This window comes from Janthinobacterium sp. BCJ23, from assembly GCF_059617945.1.
The window spans coordinates 372437-396416 of record NZ_JCAQAW010000004.1 but is presented as its reverse complement, the minus strand read 5'-3'; the positions used below and the strand labels follow the sequence as shown (position 1 = coordinate 396416).

Genomic DNA, 23980 nt, shown 5'->3' with positions numbered 1-23980 from the left:
GCACGGTCAGCCAACGGGCGCGCCGCCCCTGCCATAGCGGTTTGCAGGCGCCTTGCCGATGACTTTTTTCCATCATAACGGAATCCGCACAAGCCAGCCGTGCGGCAGGTAACTTAAGGTCAAACAGGCTGCGCACAGAAAAATTGGTATTACCAAGCAAAAAGCATAAGCCTGTCGTATACTACACATTGCCGGCCAAACAATCCGCGCGCCATTGCAGTTCCCAGGCCCCCCTCTCCCCCGCGTGCCTCCCTTTACGGTAACCGTTAACACCATGCTCGAATTGCGCCATCTGTCGAAGTCCTATGCCAATGCCCGTCCCGTGCTGGCCAACATTTCCTGCCGCTTCAAGGCCGGGGAATTCATCGCCATCATGGGCGACTCTGGCGTGGGCAAGTCGACACTGCTGAACCTGATCGCCGGCCTCGATACGCCCGACGCGGGTGCCGAAGCGCACCCTATCCTGGTGGACGGCATTGCCATGTCCAGCCTCGATGACGCCGCCGCGACCCGGCTGCGTCGCGCCCGCATGGGCTTTATCTTCCAGGCGTTCCACGTCTTGCCGCACCTGACCCTGCTGCAAAACGTGGCCCTGCCGCTGCTGCTCAACGGACTGCCCCAGGAGCGTGCCGCCAGCATGCTCGAGGCCGTCGGCCTGGGCGGACGCGGCGGCGACTTCCCGCAGCAATTATCGGGCGGCGAAATGCAGCGCGTGGCCATCGCCCGCGCGCTCGTCCACAAGCCGGCGCTGGTGCTGGCCGACGAGCCCACCGGCAACCTCGACCCGGACACGGCGCACAGCATCCTGCAATTGCTGCGCGCCGAAATCAAGGCCAACGGCAGTTGCGCGATCATGGTCACGCATTCGCTGGCCGCCGCCGAAATGGCGGACCGGACCATGATCCTGACGAAAAGCGGATTACAAAATACAACAATCGTCAACCAAATTGATCAAACAATCAGTTAATTTAACTGACCATCTGTCACAAGTTTTGTTATCGTAGTATTATTTAAAACACTTGCCTGGTTATCAATGTTGTAACGCGAATGTTGTCACGTCACCCAGACAGCCGTACTGCGATGACGAACTATAGCCGGGACCATATAAAGTGGTCTCGTCCCTTGCATAACCTGAAGGAGGAGTAAATGAACGTTCGGCAAAAGAAGCTGGAAATGATTGAAGCGATGAACCGGGCGCGTGCGCTCGAACCATCGAGTTTTGTGCCCAACAAGCTGCTCGATACCTTGATCGAGAAGTTGAACTTGAAAAATGATGCGGAACTGTGCCGTGTCCTGGAAGTTCAGCCTCCCATCATCAGCAAGATTCGGCACGGAAAACTGTCGGTCGGTGCAACGATTTTATTGCGCATGCATGAAAAATCGGACATCACCATCCGCGAACTGAAGGAACTGTCCGCCACGCCAGTCCATTGAAGCACCCGCTGTTGTAATGCCATGCCAGGCACCCAGGTTCCCGGCGCCATGAACTTTTGCCATACAATTCGCGTAGTTCGCTCACCGCACAACATCCGAGCACGATAGCGAAGAGACCCAGCCCAAACCATGCTGACCGTTTCTCTGCCCTCCCGCTCCGGCAAGTCCCCTCCAGCTTCTCCCCTGCATTTCCACGCAAACTTGATCTGACACAACACGCATAGTCCCAGCAGGCATCAAGGTCAGCTTTTAACCAGCGATCCCAACCGCATGTCCAGCGATCCCCTTGCGCCGTCCGTGCTGCGCCTGACGCTCACGCGCGATCCCCTCGCCAGCGCCGGCGACTGCCCCGCCGCGCCCGGCTGGCACGCCGAAACCCATGTGCTGTCCAGCGCGCGCGGCATCGGCAGCTGCCGCACCGTGCTCGATATCGGCCCGTCCGACGTCGTGCAACTGCTGCTGTGCGACGGCAGTTCGCTGCTGGCGGGCAGCCTCGACCTGCCACGCTACCTGGGTCCGGCCACAGTGGCGCGCGACGGTGCGCCCGCCAGCATCGTAGTGGGGCTGGCCCTGCGCCCGCAGGCGGCGCGCCAGCCACCCGGCGCCAGCCGCGACGGCCTGGGCGCCTGGATGCTGCGGGCCGTGCGCGTGTACCGCTGCGGCGCCGCCGCCATGACGGCGCTGGCGGCGGCGGGCGCCTTCCAGGACCGCCAGCTGGAACAGCGCCTGGGCCTGTACCGCTGCGGCATCGAGGCGGGTAGCATGACGGCCGTCGCCAGCCTGCCCGCCGGGCCGGAACCCGTGCTGCTGCTGTTGCACGGCACAGCCTCGTCGACCCAGCGCAGCTTTGGCGGCCTGTGGCGCAACGGCCTGGCGCCGCAACTGGCGGCGCAGTACGGCAACCGCATCTACGGCTATGAGCACCGCAGCCTCAGCGACAGCCCCATCGAGAATGCGCTGGCCCTCGTGCGCCAGCTGCCGCACGGCGCCGTGCTGCACCTGCTGGCCCATTCGCGCGGCGGCCTGGTCGGCGAATTGCTGGCGCGCGCGCAGCGCATCGACAGCCGCGGCGCCGTCGACCTGGCCGGCGACGGCCTGGAGCGGTTGAGCGAAAACACCGTGGGCGGCGAAGCGTTCAACAGCCACGATATCGAACACTTCACGGCGCAGGCGCGGCTGGGCGGACGCGGTGGCTACGACGAAGATGCGGCGCGCCTGCGCGCACTCAGCGTGGAACTGAAGACGCGCGCCATCCGCATCGCCCGCTTCGTGCGCGTGGCGTGTCCTGCGCGCGGCACCACCCTGATGTCGGGCCGCCTCGACCGCTGGGCCAGCGTGATGTTTAACCTGCTGCTGCATGGCGGCGTTCCCGATGGCGCCATGGCCTTCCTGCTGGCCGTGGTGCGGCAGCGCTGCGACGCGCGCATCCTGCCCGGCCTGGAAGCGATGATGCCCGATTCGCCGCTGGTGGCGCTGCTCAACGCGCCCGACGTGCGCGTGGCCAGTCCGCTGCACGTGCTGGCCGGCGCCTGCAGCGGCGATGGTTTGCTGGGCTGGCTGGGCGACTGCCTCGGCGACCAGCTGTACGGCGGGCAGAACGACCTGGTGGTCAATTGCGCCTCGATGGCCGGCGGCGCCACGCGCAGCACGCCGGTGCGGCAACTGCTGCTGCGCGGGCCGCACACGCACCACATGAACTACTTCGAGCGCGCGCCGTCCAGCCAGGCCGCCGTGCAGGTGCTCACCGGCGACGAGGCAGCCTACCAGCCGTTGCCCGGCATCGAGCACGGCCCGCTGGCGCGCGGCGGCGAAGTGCCGAAACGGCGCGCGCACGCGCCCATCGCGCTGCTGCTGCCCGACATCATGGGCAGCCACCTGCAAGTGGGCAGCAACCGCATCTGGTTCGACCCCGTCAATCTCGTCGAAGGGCGCATCGAACGCCTGGCCGTGGGCCAGCCGCACATCGTCAGCGCCGGCTGGATCGAGTCCTGCTATGAACCGTTTGCCCGCTTTCTCGCGCAAAACCAGGAAGTGCGGCCTTTTACCTATGACTGGCGATTGTCGCTGCAGGAGTCGTGCCGCGCCTTCCTGCCCGTGCTCGACGACGCCATGCGCGACGCGGAACAGCGCGGCCAACCGCTGCGCATCGTCGCCCACGGCATGGGCGGGCTGGTGGCGCGCCTGGCCCTGAAAGACCGCTGGCAGCGCTTCGGCGCCCTGCCCGGCAGCCGATTGCTGCAGGTGGGCACGGCCAACCGCGGCACGCAGGCGATGGTGCAAGTGCTGCTGGGGCGCGACCGGCTGGTGCAGATGCTGGCCTGCTGGATCGGCTGGAAGCACACGCGGCGCCAGTTTCTCGGCTTCGTGCGCGCCTTTCCCGGCGTGCTGGACATGCTGCCGTGGCCGCAGGCGGCCGGCGGTGTCGATTATTTCGACGCCAATACATGGGCGCAGCTGGCCGCCGGCGACGCGCAAGCGAACCTGCCCGGCGGCTGGCAGGCGCCCGAGGCCCAAGCGCTGGCTGCGGCGCGCGCCACCGTCGCCTTGCTGGAAGCGGCCCCGCTCGACGCCCGCCTTTGCAGCTACCTGGCCGGCTGCGCCGACACGCCGGTGGCGCTGCGCCTGCGCGACGGCGGCATCGAGACGGCCTGGTCGCCCGACGGCGATGGCCGCACGGCCTGGCAAGGCGCGGTGCCCGACGGCGTGGCCGCCTGCTACCTGCCCGTGGCGCATGGCGACCTGCTGCTGCAAAAAGACTACTACCCGGCCATCGCGCAGCTGCTCGACAGCGGCCAGGCCGCAGCCCTGCCCCGCCACCCGCCGCACGCGCCCGGCGGCGCCCCGCCCCGCTTCCATCCCTACGTGCCCGAGGCGACGCCGCTGTACCCGCAGCCGCAGGAATTGCTCGACGCGGCCATCGGCGCCGCCGGCCCGGCCAGCGCGCCGGAAAGCCGCGCGCCGCAGTTGAGCCTATCCGTCATCCACGGCAGCATGGCCTCGGCCGACGCGCCCGTCATGAGCGGCTGCTACGCGTCCGAATCGCTGCGCGGCAGCATGAGTTTTCTCGACCGCCTGCTGGCGGGCAAGCTGCAGGAAATCCACGCGCTGGGCCGCTTTCCGCAGCGCCCCGACTCCGCCCTCGTGGTGCTGCAGCCCGATGCGGCGCGCCGGCCCGGCGGCGCCATCGTCATTGGCCTGGGCGCGCTGGGCGAACTGACGCCGGGCGAACTGGCGCGCGCCTTTGCCGGCGGCCTGCTCGAATACGCGTGCGTCTGCCTGCAGGTGCGCGCCGCCGGCCACGTGGCCGCGCCGCCGATGGGCGAGCACGGCTTGCGCGTGGCCAGCCTGTTGTCCGGTTCCGGCTATGGCGGCTTGAGCATCGCCCTGTGCGCGCGGGCCCTGATCGACGGCGCGCGCAGCGCCAACCGGCGCCTCGAAGACGCGGGCATGGCGTGCCGCATCGGCCACATCGCCATCTATGAACAGTCCGAGGCGCGCGCCATCGCCGCCGCCGTGGCCATCGAACAGATCATGGCCGAAGCGCGCTACCAGGGCAGCTTCACGTTCGAGCGGCGCATCCGCCACAGCCCCGGCGGCTACCGGCGCATCCTGCCCAGCCTGAGCGGCGACAATGGCTGGCGCCGCGTGCAGATCGTCGCCGCCGACCTCTCCGGCGCCCTGCGCTTCACCGTGCTGACGGACCGCGCCCACAACAGCGTCGACGAGGAACCGAACCAGCGGCAGGCCGTCGATGGCCTGATCATGGACGCCACCGACAACACCACCGACCAGCCGGGCCTGTCGCGCGCGCTGTACGAACTGATGCTGCCCAATGGCCTGAAGGCGGCCATCCCCGAAATGCGTGGCCTGATCCTGGCCGTCGACCAGAGCGCCGCCATCTATCCGTGGGAACTTATGCGCGACGAGGCGGGCAGCGAGGAAAGCCCGCTGTCGACGCGCATCGGCATGGTGCGCCAACTGGCCAGCCTGCGCGAGCAGCCGCCCGCCGTCAGCCCGCCCAGCAACAGCGTGCTGGTGATCGGCGACACCGATTCCGGCCTGCCCGAACTGCCCGCCGCGCAGGCCGAGGCGCAGGACGTGGCGCACATGTTCGGCACGTACGGCTACCAGGTGCGCGAGCTGCTGCGCCCGCAGGCCCAGCGCGTGCTCGTGCACCTGTTCGACGAGCGCTATTTCGCCATCCACCTGGCCGGCCATGGCGAAGTGGCCGGTCCCGGCATCGCCCATACGGGCCTGGTGCTGGGACCGAAGACGCGGCTGACGGCGGCGCAGGTGGGCAAACTCAAACGCGTGCCGCAATTCGTCTTCATCAATTGCTGCCACCTGGGCGACATGCGCCCGGACGCCATCGCGCCGTGGTCGAAACTGGCCGCCAGCCTGGCCACGGCATTCATTGAAATGGGTTCGCAGGCCGTGATCGCGGCCGGCTGGCGCATCGACGACCAGGCGGCCAGCATCTTCGCGCACAGCTTCTATCACGCCATGCTGAGCGGCGAATATTTCGGCGATGCCGTGCGCCTGGCGCGCGAAGCGGCATACCTGCAGTTCCCCGCCTCGAACACCTGGGGCGCCTACCAGGCGTATGGCGACGACCGCTACCGCTTTCCGAACACCCAGAGCCGGCCCTGGCAAGCGCCCGACTACCACTACCACGGCCATTTGCTGGCCGACCTGGAAACCCTGCACGCACGCCTGGCCGGCGCCGATCCTGGGCGCCGCGCGGCCATCGAGGAAAAGCTGGGCAGCATCGAGGAAGCCGTGCGCGCGCGCTTCTTCGGCTGCGCCGACATCCGCGAAAACATGGCCGCCACGCGCGCCGGCCTCGGTGGGCTGGAGAACACCTTGCGCGCCATCGAACACTACCGGGCGGCGCACAGCGCGGCCGACGGCAAGGTGGGCTTGCGCGCGCTGGCGCACTGGGCGGAACTGGAGATACGCCAGGGCGCGGCCCTGTGCGGCCTCGATGCGGGCGCCGGCATCGAGGTGCCGGCCGTACCCGATATGGCGCAGGGACGCCGGTTGCTGCAGGATGGGAAACAGCATATCGACCTGCTGGTGGCGCTGGCGCCCACGGCACAGCGCCTGGCCCTGCTGGGACGCTACTGGGCCTTGCAGGCGCGCCTGGCCTGCCGCGAAGGAAACTCGGGCGCGCCGGCCCTGCGCGCCATGACGGATGCCTGCCTGGCCGCGCTGGAAGAAGCGCGGCGGCGCAGCGGCGTAGCCGACTGCGACCTGATTTTCCAGGTGCTGGCCGGTGCCCTGCTGCTGAAAGCCCATGGCGACGGCGGCGCCTGGCGCGCGCTCGATCCGCAGCTGGGCGACTTGCTGCACGACGCCATCGCCTACGCGCGCCAGCGCCACGCGGATGAACACCGCGCCATCGACGCCGGCGCCCCCGTGCGCGCCGCACTGCTGGCGGCCCTGTGGCAGGTGCCGGACGGCCAGCCTTTCGACGCGCCCGCGCGCGCCGCTTTCCTGGCCCTGTACCACGACGCCGTGCGGCGCCACGGCAGCATCGGCGAACCCGAAACGATCACGGCGCCGCTGCGCTTCCTGCTCGAACTGCTGCCGTCCGACAGCCCGGACACCGCCTTGCGCAGCGCCGTGCAGGCGCTGGCCGGCCAGCTGCAGGCATCATTCCCCGCTATCAGCCAGGTACCACCCCGTAGTGGCGCGCATAGCGTTCGTCCAGATTCGCCAGCGGCATCATCATGAACATGTCGGCGCTTTCGAAATCAGGATCCCATGCCGGTTCGCCGCAAATCCAGGCACCCGAACGCAGATAGCCCTTGATCAGCGGCGGCACTTGCGGCTTGTGCGCCGCTTCCACCTGGTGGATGGGGAAAGGCAGGTGCGGCGTGACGCGGTATTCGCTTGGGGCCATGTGCTTTTCGGCCAGCGCCTGGTACACGGCGACGGCGTTATGGCCGCCATCGGCCAGGCTGATGCTGGCGCAGCCGACCAGGTAGTCGCAGCGCTCGCGGCGCATGTACTCGGCCAGGCCCGACCACAGCAGCATGATCACGCTGCCGCCCCGGTATTTCGGGTGGATGCAGGCGCGGCCCGCTTCGACCATGCGTCCGCGCAGGTTCTTCAAGCGGCTCAGGTCGAACTCGTTTTCCGAATACAGCCGGCCGATCTTGGCCGCCTTGGCCGCGCTCAGCACGCGGTAGGTGCCCACCACTTTCAGGGTATCGGCGTCGCGCACGATCAGGTGATCGCAGTGCGCGTCGAATTCATCGCTGTCGAGGCCATCGGCGTTCGCCAGCGACGTCAGCCCCATGGTCTCGATAAACACCTTGTAACGCAAACGCTGCACTTCGCGCAATTCCGACGCTGTCGTGGCCTGGCTCAGCACCAGTTGGACCGGACGGGCCTTGGCTTCGTTTGATGCGATTATGTTTTGCATGGTTTCATCCCTGTGATCAAGACGACTCCAGCGTACTTGCCTAATATGTCAGGAAAATGACAGCCGAATGTCATTTCCGTGACGCAAGTCAATGTCATTCGGGGATCGTGCATAATTACCACACTCGCCCAGCCGAAAGAGCCCATGAAAGACCAGGACGCACCGCACATCACGCCCTACACCAAGCCGGCCGCCGGCTGGGACGCCCTGAAACACGTGACCATCAGCCTGCGCCAGGAGCGGGTCGCGCCCGAAAATCTGAAGGCGCTGCTGGCGCAAAACCAGCCGGACGGCTTCGATTGCCCCGGCTGCGCCTGGCCCGACCGCAACCACGCTTCCACGTTTGCCTTTTGCGAAAACGGCGCCAAGGCCGTCGCCGCCGAAGCGACCAGCCGCCGCGCCGGCCCCGAGCTGTTCGCCAGCCATACCGTCACGCAGCTGCTGGAGCAATCGGACTACGCGCTCGAACAGCACGGCCGCCTGACCGACCCGATGGTGTACGACGCCGCCAGCGACCGCTATGTGCCGATTTCCTGGGAAGACGCCTTTGCCCTCGTGGGCCGCCACCTGCGCGCCCTGCCCGACCCGGACCAGGCCGCGTTCTACACGTCGGGGCGCGCCAGCAACGAAGCCGCCTTTCTGTACCAGCTGATGGCGCGCCTGTACGGCACGAATAACTTCCCCGACTGCTCCAACATGTGCCACGAGGCGACCAGCCGCGGCTTGCCAGCCACCGTGGGCATCGGCAAGGGCACGGTGACCCTGGCCGACTTCGAACTGGCCGACACCATCCTCATCTTCGGCCAGAATCCCGCCACCAACCACCCGCGCATGCTGGGCGAACTGCGCGATTGCGCGCGCCGCGGCGGCAGCATCGTCTCCATCAATCCCCTGCGCGAACGGGGCTTGCAGCGCTTCATGGACCCGCAAAGCGCGCTGGAAATGGCGACCCTGGGCAGCACGCGCCTGGCCGGCCTGTTCGTCCAACCGACGCTGGGCGGCGACTTCGCCCTGATCAAGGCCATCGCCAAGCGGGTCGTCGAGCATGACGATGCGGCGCAGGCGGCAGGCAGGCCCGCCGTCATCGACCACGCTTTCATTGCTGAACACTGCAGCGGCTTCGACGCTTTCCGCGACGACCTGCGCGCAGAGAATTGGCAACTGCTCGTGGCAGAATCGGGCGTGGCGCGCGCGCAGATCGAGGCATTGACGGACATCTTCATCAAAGGCCAGCGCATCATCGCCACCTGGGGCATGGGCCTGACGCAGCACAAGCACAGCGTGGCGGCCATCCGCATGCTGTCGAACCTGATGATGCTGCGCGGGCAGATCGGCAAGCCGGGTGCCGGGCTATGCCCCGTGCGCGGCCACTCGAACGTGCAGGGCGACCGCACGGTGGGCATCGAGGAAAAGCCGACGGCGGCCTTCCTCGACCGCCTGGGCCAGGTGTATGGATTCGCGCCGCCGCGCGCGCATGGCCACGACGTGGTGGCCACCATCGCAGCCATGCAGCGCGGCGACGTCAAGGTATTCATTGCGCTGGGCGGCAATTTCGCCGCCGCCACGCCCGACACGCCGCTGACCTTTGCCGCCCTGCGCCAGTGCGCGCTGACGGTGCAGGTGGCCACCAAGCTCAATCGCAGCCACCTGGTCATCGGCAAGGAAGCGCTGCTGCTGCCCACCCTGGGGCGCACGGAAATCGACGTGCAAGGCGGTGTGGCGCAGGGCGTGACGGTGGAAGATTCGATGAGCATGGTGCATATCTCGTACGGCCGCAATGCGCCCGCTGCGCCGCAGCTGCGCTCGGAAGTGGCCATCGTGGCCGGCATGGCTGAAGCGACGGTGGGGAGCGTCCTGGTGAACTGGCGCGCGTATGCGGCCGACTATGCGCGCATCCGCGACGACATCGAAAAGGTGTTTGACGATTTTTACGACTACAACGCCAGGGTGGCGCAGCCGGGCGGCTTTCATCTGACGGTGGCGTCGCGCGAGCGCGTGTGGAAGACGGCCAGCGGCAAGGCCAGCTTCCTCGTCGCCCCGCTGGACCTCGATACGCCGTTGCACCGTGCTAGAGCGCGCCACGGCGAGCGCCTGATGGTCTTGATGAGCACACGCTCGCACGACCAGTACAACACCACCATCTACGGCATGGATGACCGCTACCGGGGCGTGTACGGCACGCGCAAGGTGGTCTTCGCCAATGCGGACGATATCGCCATGCTGGGTTTTGCCGATGGCGACATGGTGGACTTGATCGGCGCCTGGGACGATGGCGTGGCGCGCCGCGCCGATGGCTTCCGTCTCGTCGCCTACGACATCCCGCGCGGCTGCCTGGGCGCATATTACCCGGAGACGAACGCGCTGGTGCCGCTGGCCAGCACGGCCGACGGCGCCGGCACGCCCACGTCGAAGTCCGTGCCCGTGCTGCTGGAACGCAGCGGAAACTACAAGGTGACGCCGGGCGTGTAATCGACGTAGGCATCCTGGCGGCAGAAACCCGCCAGCTTCATGCCTGCCTGCGTGGCGATGGAAATGGCCAGCGAACTGGGGGCGGAAATCGTCGCCAGCAGCGGAATCTGCATGCGCGCCGCCTTGCGCGCCAGCTCGTAGCTGCCGCGGCTGGACAGGAAGACGAAGCCGCGCCGCATGTCGATACCGTGCAGCGCGAGATGGCCGATCAGTTTATCGAGGCCGTTGTGGCGGCCGACATCCTCGAACACGTGCACGATATCGCCATCGGGCGTGCACCACGCGGCCGCGTGCACGCCGCCCGTTTCCCGCATCAGCGTCTGGTGCTCGCGCAAGCCGGCGGAGGCACGCGCCAGTGCGGCCGGCAGGTCGACGCGGATCAGGGATGGCGGCAGCGGCGCCGGTTGCAAGTCAAGCATGTCGATGCTGTCGATGCCGCACACGCCGCAGCCCGTGCGGCCCGTCAGCTGGCGGCGCCGGTCCTTCAGGCGCACGAAATCTTCCTGGGCGATGCGCAAGGCCACTTCGGCGGAGTCGGGACGCAAAAATACTTCGCAATCGAAGATGGCATCGGCGGAAACGACCACGCCTTCCGTCAGCGCGAAGCCGTAGGCAAACGCTTCCAGGTCGCGCGGCGTGGCCATCATGACGACGTGGGAAATGCCATTGAAGACCAGCGCGACGGGGATTTCCTCGGCGACGTGGTCGATGGCGGGGGTAGCAACGCCCGCCTGGTGGCGGACGATGGCGCGCTCGACGAAGCCGGCGCGTTCGATCTCTGTATCTTCTGACATGGCAACCATGGGGGAACTTTCACAGGCCCCATGGTAAACCAGAACGGCCAAGCAGGGGGCGGCCCCTGCCCGCGCCATCAATCCTTCTTCGGACGGCCCGTTTTCAGCTGCGGCAAGCCGGCCAGCACGTTTTGCAGGGTGGCCAGGTCGATCTGGCTGATCAGCGCTACGCCGATGCGCAGCAATTCGCTTTTCTTGATCTCGAAACCGGCCTTCAGGCAGGCTTTCTTCACCTGGCCCAGGACTTCGTATTCCGCCTCCGGCATGGTGAAGCTGTCGCGCACGAGTTTCGGCTTGCGGGCTTTTTCCTTGACGGCGACGACCTTGGCCGCCGGCGCTTTTTTCGCTGGCGCAGGCTTGGCGGCTAGTTTGGCTACCGGTTTGACGGCGGCTTTCGCTGCCGGCTTGGCGGCGGGTTTCGCAGCGACTTTGGCCGCTGGCTTGGCAACGGCTTTCACTGCCGCCTTGGCGGCTGGTTTGGCGACGACGGCCTTGGCCGCCGGCTTGGCGGCTGGCGCCTTGGCAGCGGCAGGCTTGGCGGCGGCAGGCTTCGCTGCTACTGGCTTCGCTGCTGCCGGCTTCGCTGCGGCCGGTTTGGCGGCCACTGGCTTGACGGCGGCTTTTGCCACCGGCTTGGCTGCAGGCTTCACTGCAGGCTTGGCGGCCGGTGCGGCCTTGGCCGCTGCCGCATTGATCGAGGCGCTGGTAGGGAACATCGATACGGGCGCGCTGTCGGGCTTTTTCGCTGGGACGGTTTTGGTCATGGATTTTCCAATCTAGTAAATAATATAAACAATATATACTGTTTTTAAAAATCTTGCTTGCTGCACATCAAGTCATGCGCATGGCATGACCCAATGATCCACTACGCGCTGGCGCGGATGGTGAAATCGACCCCCACCTCGTCCCAGAATTCCTGCTCCTTCTCGATCCAGAACGACACAGTCGGATGGTGCGCCACCCAGCCGCGCTTGATATCGAGCTCGATGCGGTTCTTCATGCGCAGGCGCAGTTCGCTGAAATCGGCTTCGATGCGCGCATGCATGAGCAAAATCGACAGGCGCAGCGCCAGCACGGCCTTGGCGAAATCGGGGTCGGACAGCACTTCGCCGATCTTGCGCAAGTTGCCCTTCTGCGCCAGGATCAGCCGGCTCATAGTCTTCTGCTCGCGCGTGGTAAAACCGGGCAAGTCCGCGTTTTCCACGATGTAGGAGGCGTGCTTGTGGTAGCCCGTCTGCGACACGGCCAGGCCCACTTCATGCAGCAGGCTGCTCCAGCGCAGGCATTTCACCAGCGCGTCGGACGTGGGCTTGAGCTGCGCATACATGGCCAGCGCCTGCTCGGCCACCCGGCCGGCGCGCTGCTGGTCGATATGGAATTTCTCCATGCAGCCCTGCACCGACTGTTCGCGACGGTCGCGCTTGGTCGAACGCAGGTACAGATCCCACATCACGCCCATGCGCAAACCCGCCTCGATCGGCGTCATGGCGGGAATGGCCAGTTCACGGAACAGGCCAATCAAGATCGCCAGGCCGCCGACGATGGTGCTGGCGCGGTCGGGCCGCAAGCCGGGCATGTCGATGCGGCTCGTGTGACCGAGTTCGATGAAGCGGCGCGCCAGCGCGTCGAGGCTGGCGCTCGTGAGCAAGCCGTCACCGAGCTTGTTGCGGGCGATGATGTCGGCGATCGTGCGGATGGTACCGGAAGAACCATAGGCCGTCTTCCAGTGCTGCGGATGGTATGGCGGTGCCGCATCCTCGAAATGGCTGCGCGCCGACAGGATGGCCGCCTCGAACGACGGCGCGTCGATGCGCCCGCCGATGAAGAACGACAGGCTTTGCTTGACGGTGCCCAGGCTGAACGACTCGACCCGCTCGATATCGTTGCCGCGCCCCAGTATCAGTTCGGTCGAGCCGCCGCCGATATCCATCACCAGCCGGCGTTCGCCGGGTATGGCCAGCGCATTGGCCACGCCCATGTAGATCAAGCGCCCCTCTTCCTCGCCCGAGATGATCTCGATCGGGTAGCCGATGGCTTGCTCGGCCAGCGGCAGGAAGACGGCGCCGTTGCGCGCCACGCGCATGGCCGATGTGGCCACCACGCGCACGGCATCGAGCTCGAAGCCCGCGAGGATGGCGCGAAAGCGCTGCAGGCAGGCCAGTGCGCCCTGCATGGCCGCCTCGGTCAGGTCGCCATTGGCATCCAGGCCGGCGGCCAGGCGTATCGGATCGCGCACGCTCTTGACCACGCGGATCGTGTCGCCATCATGCTTGCCGACGTGTAAACGAAAACTGTTGGACCCCAGGTCCACCGCTGCATACATACTGGCCTCTTGTCTTGTCATTGCTGTGCCAACTGAAAAAGTTGGCAAACTCAGTTGCTAAACTATATAAATCATTTAAACGATTTAAAAATCCTACCACACTACCCCCATCGTATGACAGCGGCGTGACAGGATTGTGACAAAACGGCAGCCGTGCGGCAGCTTACGGCACGATGGTGGTAAATAAATATACCGCGAAAATCACCAGGTGCACGGTGCCCTGCATGACCGTGGTGCGGCCCGTGCCCAGCGACAGGGTGGCCACCATCAGCGACAGCAGCAGCAGCACCGTCGACTTGATATCGAGACCCAGGGTGATCGTCAGGCCCGTGGCCAGCGACACCACGACAACAGCCGGTATCGTCAGGCCGATGCTGGCCAGTGCGGAGCCGAGCGCCAGGTTCAGACTCGTTTGCAGGCGGTTGGCACGCGCGGCGCGCACGGCGGCCAGGCCTTCTGGCAGCAGCACGATGGCGGCGATGACGATACCGACCAGGGTTTTCGGCGCGCCCATGGCGGCAATCGCCGTCTCCAGCGCGGGCGCCAGCGACTTGGCCAGCAGCACCACGGCGCCCAGACACACCAGCAGCGCACCGGCGCTGACCCAGGCGACTGTTGGCGTGGGCGGCGCCGCATGCACCTCTTCATCACCGACGGCCTCCTTGGGCAGGAAGTAATCGCGGTGGCGCACCGTCTGCACCAGCACGAAGGTGCCGTACAGGACGAGGGAAATGACGGCGATGAAGATCAGCTGGCTGGAATTGTAGAAGGGGCCGGCGGCGCTCGACGTGTAGTTCGGCAGCACCAGGGTCAGAACGGCGATGGCCGCCAGGGTGGCCAGCGAAGCGCTCACGCCCAGCAGGCCGAAGGTCTGCTCACGGTGGCGCCCGGCGCCCAGCAGCAGGCAGATGCCGACGATGCCGTTCAGGATGATCATGATGGCGGCAAACACGGTGTCGCGCGCCAGGCCCGTCGTTTCCGGTCCGCCTGCCAGCATCAGCGAGACGATCAGCGCCACCTCGATCAGGGTCACGGCCAGTGCCAGCACCAGGGTACCGTACGGTTCGCCGATGCGGTGCGCCACCACTTCCGCGTGGTACACGGCGGCCAGCACGCTGCCGATCAGGCCAGCGACCAGCAGGATCTGGTAGGCGCCGCCGACATTGAAGGTGGAACCGAACAGGAACAGCCAGCCGGCAATCGGGGCGGCAAGCGGCCATACAGGCAGGGATTTAAGCATTTTCATTATGGGCCTGGCAAGAGTAAAAAAGGGGAACTGCGGTGCGGACAGCAAAGGACAACAAGGGCAGCCTGGCGTGCATGCCACAGCATAACTTGCCTAGCTTAAATGAAAGTTAGGGAATGCACATGTTCCGGTGAAGGCGCTCCACGCCTGGCTCACCGTTCAATCACCTTGCCGTGGCGCACGTGCTTGCTACCAGCAACTATAGTCCCTTTGGTAACATGCCGTTGCAATTTCCTTGTCTTTTTGCTTCCGGCTGCCGTCATAATGCAGGATCCGCCTTCGCGGCACCGACCAAGGACCAACCATGATTTCCCTAAACAGCACAGCCATGCGCATGTTCTTCTTCGCGGGCAGCTTGCTGTGCGCCGCCGCGCACGCGGACACGCCGCCAGCGGACGCCGCGCAAGTTGACGCGGACTGGGCCACTGCGGCCGCGCCGGCAACAGCGTCAGAGTCACGCTGGCAAGACAGCCTGCCGCCCGCGCCGCCCGTGGCGCCACGCGAAGAAAAGATACTGCCCAAGAGCGAATGGCTGACCGTCGAGCCGATGAAAGTGCCCGACCGGCGCTGCGATCCGGGCCTCGATGCCCTGTTCCTGCCCAAGGAATGCGGCAAGGAACCGAGCTGGCTGGGCTCGCACAAGAAATAAGCTGATTTATTTATACGTCCAGGGTGCTGGCGCCCTGCGCCTCGACGACGCGGTTGCGGCCCGCCTGCTTGGCCGATTGCAGCGCCTCGTCGGCCCGCTTGAACAGGCTGACGGTGCTGTCTTCCGCGCGGATGGTGGTCACGCCCAGGCTGGCCGTCAGCTGCAGCACGGCGCGCTCCGTCTTGACGGGCAGCGCTTCGACAGCGGCGCGGATCCGCTCGGCCACCATCAGCGCATCGACCAGGGTCGTGCGCGGCAGCTGGATGGCGAATTCGGCGCCGCCCAGGCGGCCCATCAGGTCGCTGTCGCGCAACTGCTGGCGGCAGGTGTCGACGATGGTTTTCAGCACAGCATCGCCGACGGGATGGCCATAGCTGTCGTTGACTCGTTTGAAGTGGTCGATATTGAGCACCACCAGCGCCGTCGGCAAACCGGGCCGGCGCGCCAGCGCCATCCATGGCGCCAGCGCCTGGTAAAAACCGCGCCGGTTCGGCACGCCCGTGGCCGCATCGAGCACTTCCAGACGCGCCAGCTCGCCGCCCAGTTTTTCACGCGACAGCAGCAGATAGCCGAAGGCGTTCGTCAGCATCATCAGGTACAGGGCGCCGAAGCCGGCCAGCTGCATCAGCTCCGCGTCAAAACCGGGGACGGCGGCGGCCAGCACACCGCGCGCGGCGATCAGCAGCGACAGGATGCCCATGCTGACGACGAGGAAGCGGCGCAGCATGCTCGCCTCGCGCCACTTCAGGCACAGGGCGGCCACGCCGGAGAGGAAGAAGCCGGCCACGATCAGCGAACCGCCGGCGCTGCGCAGCAGCGGCGCCACGTCGAACAGGTAGCAGGCGGCAAACAATCCCACCGACAGGCCCAGCGCCGGCAGAACGGTGCGGCGCCAGCCGCTGCGCCCGGCCGCCTGCCACAGCGCGCCCGCATCGAGCGCCATGCCGGCAAACAGCAGGCTGTTGCCAAGCAGGATGGAGAGGAAATCGGGCAGCACGCCGCGGAAATACAGCAGACACCAGGCCACGGCCTGGCATTGCTTGGCCACCGCCCAAGTGGACATGCTGAGCGACTTCTTGCGCTCGTACTCGAAGAAGAACAGGGCCGCGCACAGGCTCAGGTTGCCGAGCGCCAGGGCCAGTACCAGGGTCTTGATATCCATGGGCTACGCGATCGATGCGCAGGCGCGGCGCGCCAGGTCAGATTTCGTGTTCGACATTGGTGCTGCCGTCGCCGATCTTGCTGGACCACGCCTGCACGAAATACTGCTTTTCCACTTCGCTGGGCGCCTCGTGCCAGAACACGATCAGGGTGCCCTTGTGGTCGTGGATCTGCGCCACTTTTTCAATGAATCCGACATTGGCGGCCTGGTCGGCCAGCGCCGCCGCGTAACCATACACGCGCGTCAGCCGCTCGATGCGGTCAGGCTCCGTGAAACTGTTCGTCGCCGTAATGATGGGGTGATCCAAAAACATGCTTGTCTCCATGGTGCCCGACTGCGCGGCCGTGCCGCCGCGCGCCGTACATATACGCATGCTCGGCGCGGATTAATCGGGTATGCTCACGGGAGCTTATCAGATTTCTCTGAATGCAACAAAGCATCTCCCCCAGCCTACTCAGCGAAGTCGTCCCATGCCGGAAAACAGAAGCACCACCCCACTTGCCCCGCAGGTGCATACCTGTGGCGACCGGCGCCGCCTGGAATTCCAGCCCGGCATGATCCAGAGCGAAATGCTGCTGTCGCGCCCCGACCATCTGCTGCTGCGCTATGCGCGCGCGATGATGTGCTTTACGCTGTTCGTGCCGCGCCCGCGGCACATCCTGATGGTGGGACTGGGCGGCGGTTCGCTGCTGAAATTCTGCCACCGCCACCTGCCCGATACGCGCATCACGGTGCTGGAATTGCGCGCCGACGTGATCGCCCTGCGCGAGCAGTTCATGCTGCCGCCCGACGATGCGCGCCTGCGCATCATCGAGACGGATGCCGTCAGCTACATCCGCCAGCATCCGGGCTGCGCGGACGTGCTGCTGCTCGACGGCTACGACGAAACGGGCTTGCCCCCCGCCCTCGGCAGCGCTCGCTTCTACGCGGACTGCCTGCGCGCCCTGCTGCCCGGCGGCGTGCTGGTGGCCAACCTGTTCAGCTATGACGAGCACTACCCCGCCATGCTGGCGCGGCTGATGCTCACCTTCCGCGGCGCCGTGTGCCACTTCGATGGCATCGCCGGCAATAACCGCATCGTCTTCGCCGCCAAGCCCGGGCAGGACCCGGGCGCCGGCGGCCGCGCCGTGCGCGTGGTGCGCCTGGTGCGCTGGCGCCGGATGGCCGGCCTGGCGTTCCTGAACCGCTTTCTGCCGGCATGGCAATTGTGGCGTTTGCGCCGCCAGTCCGGCGCGGGCAGCGACTGAAAGTCATCTTCCCCGGCCAGAGATATTGTTGCTTATTTGCAGTGTTTTGGTGCAAAATCAGCATGCCGGATGTGGTTTATGACAAACTACGGCCTGCGTGGGGCCGGCAGGCGCTGCGGAACCCAAGTGACCATGAAGTGAGATAGGAAAAACCATGCTGCGTGGCCGCCTGCCATTGTCGATTTCCGCCGCGGCCGCGCTGACCTTTGCCTGCGGCGTCAGCGTGACGGCCGTGCTGTTCGCCGCCATCAGCCAGCTCGAATACGACAAGATGAGCCTGAGCCTGCAGCAGCGCGCCGGCGCCAGGGTGGCCGCCATCGAGCAGGGACTCGACGATGCGGTCGAGGTGCTGACCACGACGAACCAGCTGTTTGCCGCCGTCGTGCCCGTCACTCGTGAACAGTTCCATGACTTCACCACACCGCTGCTGCGGCGCCACCCGTTCATCCAGGCCTTCAATTTCCACCGCATCGTGCCGCATGCGCAGCGCGCCGCATTCGAAGCGGAGCTGCGGCGCATCGTGCCCGACTACGCCATGACGGAAATGCGCGACGGCGTCGTCGTGCCCGCGACGACGCGCGCCAGCTACCTGGTGGTGGACTACCTCGAACCCTTGCAGGGCAACGGCCCCGCCTTCGGCCTGAACGTCAGCCCGAACGGCGTGCTGGCGCGCGCGCTGGAACAGGCGATCATCAGCGGCCAGACCACCGCCACCGGCTTGCTGGCCCTGGCGCAGGGACCACGGCAAGGTTTCGTCATGGTGCATCCCGTGTACCGCCACGGCGCGCCCCTGCAGACGGTGCAGCAGCGGCGCGCGGCGCTGATAGGCGATACGGCGGCCGTCATCCTGGCCGGGGAGCTGGTGCAGAAAATCCTCGCCGGCGCCGACCTGCTGGGCGACCCGCAGCTCGAACTGAGCGTCTACGCGGACGCCGGCGCCGACCCGCGCCAATTGATCTTCCGGCATGGCCAGGCGCCCGCCAACGAAGCTGGCGGCGCCTGGGAATCCTTGCCGCGCTGGCTGCACTTTGCCTACCACGACCATTATGACCGGGCCTTTACTTCCGCCGGCCGGCCCTGGCATGTGCGCGTGGTGGCCCATCCGCGCCCCTTCCTGGCCGACCATCTGGGCTCATTATTCACCGTGATCACGGGCTTGCTGTTCAGCTTGCTGACGGCCGCCTTCGTGCAATCGCTGACGCAGCGCTCGCGCCGCGTACAGTTGCTGGTGGAGCAACGCACGGCCGACCTCAAGCGCAGCAACGAGCTGCTCAGCGCCGACGTGCGGGCGCGCCAGCGCACGGAGCGCGCCCTGCAGGAAAGCGAGAAGCGCTTCCGCCGCCTGCTGGCCCTGTCCTCGGACTGGTACTGGGAACAGGATGCCAACTTCTGCTTTACCCACATCACCAGCGGTTTCACGGACAAGTCGAACATGCCGCTGGAACGCTTCATCGGCATGACGCGCTGGGAAAACAATCCGGAGATGCGCAATTCGCGCTGGGGCAAGCAGCATATCGCCAACCTGGAAGCGCACCTGCCCTTCTCCAACCTCGAATATGCGATGCACGACCGCGATGGCCAGCTGCGCTGGTTCAGCATCAATGGCGAACCGCTGTTCAACGAACTCGGTGAATTCCGCGGCTACCGGGGCACGGGTTCCGAAATCACGGAACGCAAGCTGGCCGAGCAGCAAATCCAGCACATCGCCCACCACGACGTGCTGACGGGCTTGCCCAACCGCGCCCTGCTGCGCGACCGCCTGGCGCAGGCGATGGCCCTGTCGCGCCGCAAGAACCGCGCATTGTGGGTACTGTTGATCGACCTCGACCGCTTCAAGTTCGTCAACGACAGCCTCGGTCACAAGGCTGGCGACCTGCTGCTGAAAACCATCGCCACGCGCCTGCAGGCCAGCCTGCGCGAAAGCGATACGGTGGCGCGCCTGTCGGGCGACGAATTCGTCGCCATCCTGTGCGAACAGGCGGACGAAGTGCTCAGCAGCGCCATCGTGCAGCGCGTGATGGATGCCGTGGCCCAGCCCGTACTATTGGATGGCAAGGAATTCTTCGTCACCTGCAGCATCGGCGTGGCCGTCTACGACATGTCGCGCTACGACGCGCCCGGCGACGTGACCCTAAATGGCGAGACGCAAAACCTGATCGAGCAGGCCGACATCGCCATGTACTGCGCCAAGAAACAGGGCCGCAACAACATCAAGTTCTATACGACGGCCATGAACCAGGCCACCCTGGAGCGCCTGCGCATCGAGACAGCGCTACGCAACGCGCTCGAACGCGAACAGTTCGTGCTGCACTACCAGCCGCAGGTGGACCTGGCCAGCGGGCGCATCGTCGGCGTGGAAGCGCTGCTGCGCTGGCAGCATCCGGATCTGGGCATGGTGGCGCCGCAGCGCTTCATCGCGCTGGCGGAAGACACGGGCCTGATCGTGCCGATCGGCGCCTGGGTCATGCGCGAAGCGTGCGCGCAGGTGAAACGCTGGCATGCGGCGGGACTCGATACCTTGCGCCTGGCCGTGAACCTGTCGGCGCGCCAGTTCAACGAGCCTAACCTGGTGGCATCGATCGCCGAAGTGCTGCTGGAAACGGGCTTGCCGCCCGCCTGCCTGGAGCTGGAACTGACGGAAAGCCTGTTCATGCACGACGTGGCGCTGGCCGTCAGCCAGCTGCACGACATGAAGGCGCTGGGGGTGCAGCTGTCGATCGACGACTTCGGCACCGGCTATTCCAGCTTCGCCTACCTGCGCACCTTCCCCATCGACGTGCTGAAGATCGACCGCAGTTTCGTCGGCGACGTGGCGCGCGACGCGGACGACGCGGCCATCGTCGTCTCCATCATCGCGCTGGCGCACAACCTGAAACTGCGCGTGGTGGCCGAAGGGGTGGAAACGGCCGAACAGCTCGATTACCTGCGCCGCCATGGCTGCGACGAGGCGCAGGGCTATTACTTCAGCCACCCGCTGCCCGCGCACGAAGTGGAAGCGCTGCTGCATACGGCGGTGCAGGACAGCGGCGTCCTGACTTGAACATATGGCGCGGGCCTTACAGCTTGTGCTGCAGGAATTCGAGGAAGCAGCTGATGCGCTGCGCCAGCTGCGTGTTGCGGTAGTAGACGGCGTGGATCTGCTGGCGGTAGCCCGTATAGAACGGCTGCAGCACTTTCACCAGGCGGCCGGCCGCGATGTCGTCCTTCGTCATGAAGTCGGACAGGCAGACGATGCCCTGGTCGTGCAGGGCCAGCTGGCGCAGGGTTTCGCCGCTGGAGGCGGCCAGCGCGGGCACGATCTGCAGGCTGTTGCCCGCTTCGTGGCGCAGCGGCCAGTTGTTGCCCAGGTCATACTGGGCAAAGCCCAGCAGCGCGTGGCCGGACAGCGCTTCCGGCGTAGCCGGTTCGCCATGGCGCGCCAGGTAGGCGGGCGTGGCCAGCACGTGCAGCGGGCTGGCCGTCAAGGCGCGCGCATGCAGGGTCGAATCGACCAGGGCGCCGATGCGGATGGCGATATCGGTGCGGTGTTCGAGCAGGTCGGCGATCTGGTCGTTGCTGGTCAGTTCCAGGCGGATGTCCGGGTACATGGCGCGAAATTCGGCCACGTGCGGCACCACGCAATGGAGCATGAAGGGTGAAGCGGCATCGACGGACAGGCGCCCGGCCGGCTTCTGGCGGCGGATGCGGATCGATTCCTCCACGTCTTCCATCGAGGCGAGAATGGCGCGCGCCTTGTCCAGGAATAGCTGCCCTTCTTCCGTCAGCTCCATGCGCCGCGTCGTGCGGGTCAGCAGCGAGGTGGCCAGCTTGTCTTCCAGCCGCGACAGGGCGCGGCTGACGCCCGACGTGGTTTGCCCCAGGTGCACGGCGGCCGCGCTCAGGGTGCCGCTGTCGATGACGGTGACGAAGATTTTCAGGTCGTCCGAATTGATATCCATTGTTGCCTTATTATTGCCTGCGTTTCACATATCGCGCCATTATAATGGAACCATGGCAACAGTGAGGGCAGGCAACAACGTCAGGCAACGTAGAACAAAATGGCGACAAAATGGCAGCTACTGCCGGCCAGCACGAACAGGTGCCAGATGCCGTGGCCATGGCGCAGCTTGTGGTCGGTGGCATAGAAAGCGATGCCGCCCGTGTAGCACAGGCCGCCCGCCACCAGCCACAGGAAGCCGTTCCACTCGAGCGCCGCCAGCAGCGGCTTGATGCCGATGACGATCAGCCAGCCCATGGCCACGTAAATGACCAGCGACAGGATGCGCGCGCCTTTCGCGTACACATATTCCTGCACGATGCCAAACAGGGCCAGGCCCCAGACGACGCCGAACAGCGACCAGCCCCAAGGCCCGCGCAGGGTCACCAGCATGAATGGCGTGTAGGTGCCCGCGATGAGCAGGTAGATGGCGCAGTGGTCGAGCCGCTGCAGCACGGCCTTGGCCTTGCCGCGCACGCTGTGGTACAGGGTGGACGTCAGATACAAGGTCAGCAGCATGGCCGCATACACGCTGCAGCTGACGATTTTCCACGGATCGCCCGTGCGGGCCGCCACGACGATCAGGATGACGCCGCCGATGGCAGCCAGCGCGGCGCCCACCGTATGGGAGATGCTGTTGAAGCGTTCGCCGTGGTACATGGCTTAATACCGCTTTGCCAAGACGCAGCAGACACCCGGGGTCAGACCCGCCGGGACTCGGCGTCCCCGTCTGACCCCAGCCTTCCGCTGGGAGCGGTCAATCAAGCTTCTTCCGCCTTCTTGCGGGCCGGACGGCGCGCTGGCGTCTTGCGCGGCGCCTTGGCTGGCTTGTCTTCCGCTACAGGCGCGATTTCCACCGGTGCCGCTTCGACGACAGGAGCCGATTCCACAACATCAGCCGCCTTCTTGGCCGGCTTCTTCGCCGCTGCCGCCTTGCGGGCCGGCGTGCGCGGCTTGGCCTTCGGCTTCGCTTCGGCGACGGCTTCCACGATCGCTTCAACTACCGGCTCAGGCATGGCTTCCACAGCAGCGACTTCGACAACTTCGGCGCGCGCTTCGCGGGCGCCATCGCCATTCTTGCGGCCGCCACGGCCATTGCGGCGCGAACCGCGCTTGGCGTTGCCTTCTTCGGCCACCACCTCGGCGGCGGCTTCCGCTACCTCGTGCTGCACCTCCGGCTGCGGCGCCGGCGCATACTGTTCGACGACTGCTTCGGCGTCGGCCACCGGCACGAAGGCCTGTGGCGCGGACTCGCCGCGGCGTTGTTCGTTCTGCTTGCGGCCGCCACGTCCATTGCGGCGCGAATCGCGGCGGCTGCCGCCTTCGCGCTGATTGCCCTCTTCCGCCGCCACGCCGGTCTCGCCGGTGACGATGGCTTCGCTGGCCACTTCCCCGCTCACGGGCGCAGCGACAGGCACCAGGCCGCTGCTGCGGTAGACATAGGCGCCCGATTTTTCATCGCGGCCAAATTCCAGCAAGCCGCGCGTCTGCGCTTCTTCCAGCAGGTTGCCGAAGGTACGGAAACCGTAGTACGACTCGCTGAAGTCCGGCTTGCGGCGCTTGATCGCTTCTTTCAGCATCGAGGCCCAGATCTTGCCGCTGTCGCCGCGCTCCGAGACCAGCGCGTCGAAGGTGGCAACGGCCATCTCGATCGCTTCCGTCTTGCGCGACTCGTATTTTTCCTTGCGGCGCACTTCTTCGTCGGGCGAACGCTTGGCCGCCGGGGTCTCGCGCGCATCACGCTTGGCGGCCGTGCGGCGGCTCTCGCGCACCAGGTCATCGTAGAAAATGAATTCGTCGCAGTTCGCCACCAGCAGGTCGGAGGTCGACTGCTTGACGCCCACGCCGATCACCTGCTTGGCGTTTTCGCGCAGTTTCGACACGAGCGGCGAAAAGTCGGAATCGCCGCTGATGATGACGAAGGTGTTGACGTGGGCCTTCGTGTAGCACAGGTCCAGCGCATCGACCACCAGGCGGATGTCGGCCGAATTCTTGCCGGACTGGCGCACGTGGGGAATTTCGATCAGCTCAAAGTTCGCTTCGTGCATGGTGCCCTTGAAACTTTTATAACGGTCCCAGTCACAATATGCCTTCTTGACAACGATGCTGCCCTTGAGCAGCAAGCGTTCGAGGATGGGCTTGATATCGAATTTTTCGTAATTTGCATCTCGCACGCCAAGCGCGACGTTCTCGAAGTCGCAAAACACGGCCATGCTGAGGTTTTCTGGGGATGACGCCATAGGGGTGAAT

At 65.9% G+C, this 23980-nt stretch carries 17 protein-coding genes; 7 read left to right on the top strand and 10 right to left on the bottom strand.

Going from position 1 to position 23980, the window contains the following annotated elements:
• Positions 1 to 274: 274 nt before the first annotated feature.
• The 3 genes from AC54AG_RS16030 (at position 275) to AC54AG_RS16020 (ending at position 7170) form a co-directional block, all read left to right on the top strand.
• The gene (locus AC54AG_RS16030) at positions 275 to 967 is read left to right on the top strand and encodes an ABC transporter ATP-binding protein (protein WP_034757401.1); all 693 of its coding nucleotides are present in this window, start codon (positions 275 to 277) and stop codon (positions 965 to 967) included.
• A gap of 179 nt (positions 968 to 1146) precedes the next feature.
• Positions 1147 to 1434, top strand: coding sequence for a hypothetical protein (locus AC54AG_RS16025; RefSeq protein ID WP_034757399.1), 288 nt, complete (start codon positions 1147 to 1149; stop codon positions 1432 to 1434).
• Between the two features lie 270 nt (positions 1435 to 1704).
• Entirely contained in the window at positions 1705 to 7170 is a 5466-nt protein-coding gene (locus AC54AG_RS16020) for a CHAT domain-containing protein (protein WP_331777793.1), read from the top strand.
• Here AC54AG_RS16020 and AC54AG_RS16015 read toward each other — a convergent pair.
• Positions 7103 to 7864 (bottom strand): GNAT family N-acetyltransferase, encoded by a 762-nt coding sequence (locus AC54AG_RS16015; RefSeq protein WP_034757395.1) that lies wholly within the window; start codon positions 7862 to 7864, stop codon positions 7103 to 7105. The genes AC54AG_RS16020 and AC54AG_RS16015 overlap by 68 nt on opposite strands.
• Before the next feature lie 144 nt (positions 7865 to 8008).
• Here AC54AG_RS16015 and AC54AG_RS16010 point away from each other — a divergent pair, with 144 nt between their 5' ends.
• Positions 8009 to 10333 (top strand): FdhF/YdeP family oxidoreductase, encoded by a 2325-nt coding sequence (locus tag AC54AG_RS16010; RefSeq protein ID WP_496630920.1) that lies wholly within the window; start codon positions 8009 to 8011, stop codon positions 10331 to 10333.
• On the opposite strand, the gene fdhD is transcribed toward AC54AG_RS16010, so the two are convergent.
• The 4 genes from fdhD to AC54AG_RS15990 form a co-directional block, all read right to left on the bottom strand.
• The gene (fdhD, locus tag AC54AG_RS16005; protein ID WP_442907264.1) at positions 10309 to 11127 is read right to left on the bottom strand and encodes a formate dehydrogenase accessory sulfurtransferase FdhD; all 819 of its coding nucleotides are present in this window, start codon (positions 11125 to 11127) and stop codon (positions 10309 to 10311) included. The two genes, AC54AG_RS16010 and fdhD, sit on opposite strands and share 25 nt — an antisense overlap.
• A 77-nt stretch (positions 11128 to 11204) precedes the next feature.
• Positions 11205 to 11891, bottom strand: a complete 687-nt coding sequence (locus AC54AG_RS16000; protein ID WP_331777790.1) for a hypothetical protein — start codon at positions 11889 to 11891, stop codon at positions 11205 to 11207.
• A gap of 101 nt (positions 11892 to 11992) precedes the next feature.
• Positions 11993 to 13450: a Ppx/GppA phosphatase family protein gene (locus AC54AG_RS15995; protein ID WP_034757385.1), complete on the bottom strand. Its 1458-nt coding sequence runs from the start codon at positions 13448 to 13450 to the stop codon at positions 11993 to 11995.
• A 163-nt stretch (positions 13451 to 13613) separates the two neighbouring features.
• Positions 13614 to 14696: a calcium:cation antiporter gene (locus AC54AG_RS15990; protein ID WP_034757382.1), complete on the bottom strand. Its 1083-nt coding sequence runs from the start codon at positions 14694 to 14696 to the stop codon at positions 13614 to 13616.
• Positions 14697 to 15000: 304 nt separating this feature from the next.
• Between AC54AG_RS15990 and AC54AG_RS15985 the strand changes: the two genes are divergently transcribed.
• The gene (locus tag AC54AG_RS15985) at positions 15001 to 15345 is read left to right on the top strand and encodes a hypothetical protein (protein WP_496630918.1); all 345 of its coding nucleotides are present in this window, start codon (positions 15001 to 15003) and stop codon (positions 15343 to 15345) included.
• 10 nt (positions 15346 to 15355) lie between these two features.
• Here the strand turns inward: AC54AG_RS15985 and AC54AG_RS15980 are convergent, their stop codons facing one another.
• Together AC54AG_RS15980 and AC54AG_RS15975 are read right to left on the bottom strand one after the other, a co-directional pair.
• Positions 15356 to 16507, bottom strand: coding sequence for a GGDEF domain-containing protein (locus AC54AG_RS15980; protein ID WP_496630917.1), 1152 nt, complete (start codon positions 16505 to 16507; stop codon positions 15356 to 15358).
• A 37-nt stretch (positions 16508 to 16544) separates the two neighbouring features.
• Positions 16545 to 16820: a hypothetical protein gene (locus AC54AG_RS15975; protein WP_331777788.1), complete on the bottom strand. Its 276-nt coding sequence runs from the start codon at positions 16818 to 16820 to the stop codon at positions 16545 to 16547.
• A gap of 157 nt (positions 16821 to 16977) precedes the next feature.
• Here AC54AG_RS15975 and AC54AG_RS15970 point away from each other — a divergent pair, with 157 nt between their 5' ends.
• Positions 16978 to 17754: a spermine/spermidine synthase domain-containing protein gene (locus tag AC54AG_RS15970; protein ID WP_034757369.1), complete on the top strand. Its 777-nt coding sequence runs from the start codon at positions 16978 to 16980 to the stop codon at positions 17752 to 17754.
• 154 nt (positions 17755 to 17908) lie between these two features.
• Complete coding sequence (locus AC54AG_RS15965) at positions 17909 to 20794, top strand: bifunctional diguanylate cyclase/phosphodiesterase (protein ID WP_070304342.1); 2886 nt, start codon at positions 17909 to 17911, stop codon at positions 20792 to 20794.
• Between the two features lie 16 nt (positions 20795 to 20810).
• Here the strand turns inward: AC54AG_RS15965 and AC54AG_RS15960 are convergent, their stop codons facing one another.
• The 3 genes from AC54AG_RS15960 to AC54AG_RS15950 form a co-directional block, all read right to left on the bottom strand.
• The gene (locus AC54AG_RS15960; protein ID WP_070304341.1) at positions 20811 to 21692 is read right to left on the bottom strand and encodes a LysR family transcriptional regulator; all 882 of its coding nucleotides are present in this window, start codon (positions 21690 to 21692) and stop codon (positions 20811 to 20813) included.
• An 80-nt stretch (positions 21693 to 21772) separates the two neighbouring features.
• Complete coding sequence (gene trhA, locus AC54AG_RS15955; RefSeq protein WP_034757360.1) at positions 21773 to 22390, bottom strand: PAQR family membrane homeostasis protein TrhA; 618 nt, start codon at positions 22388 to 22390, stop codon at positions 21773 to 21775.
• A 101-nt stretch (positions 22391 to 22491) separates the two neighbouring features.
• Positions 22492 to 23970 (bottom strand): NYN domain-containing protein, encoded by a 1479-nt coding sequence (locus AC54AG_RS15950; RefSeq protein WP_496630916.1) that lies wholly within the window; start codon positions 23968 to 23970, stop codon positions 22492 to 22494.
• Positions 23971 to 23980 lie beyond the last annotated feature (10 nt).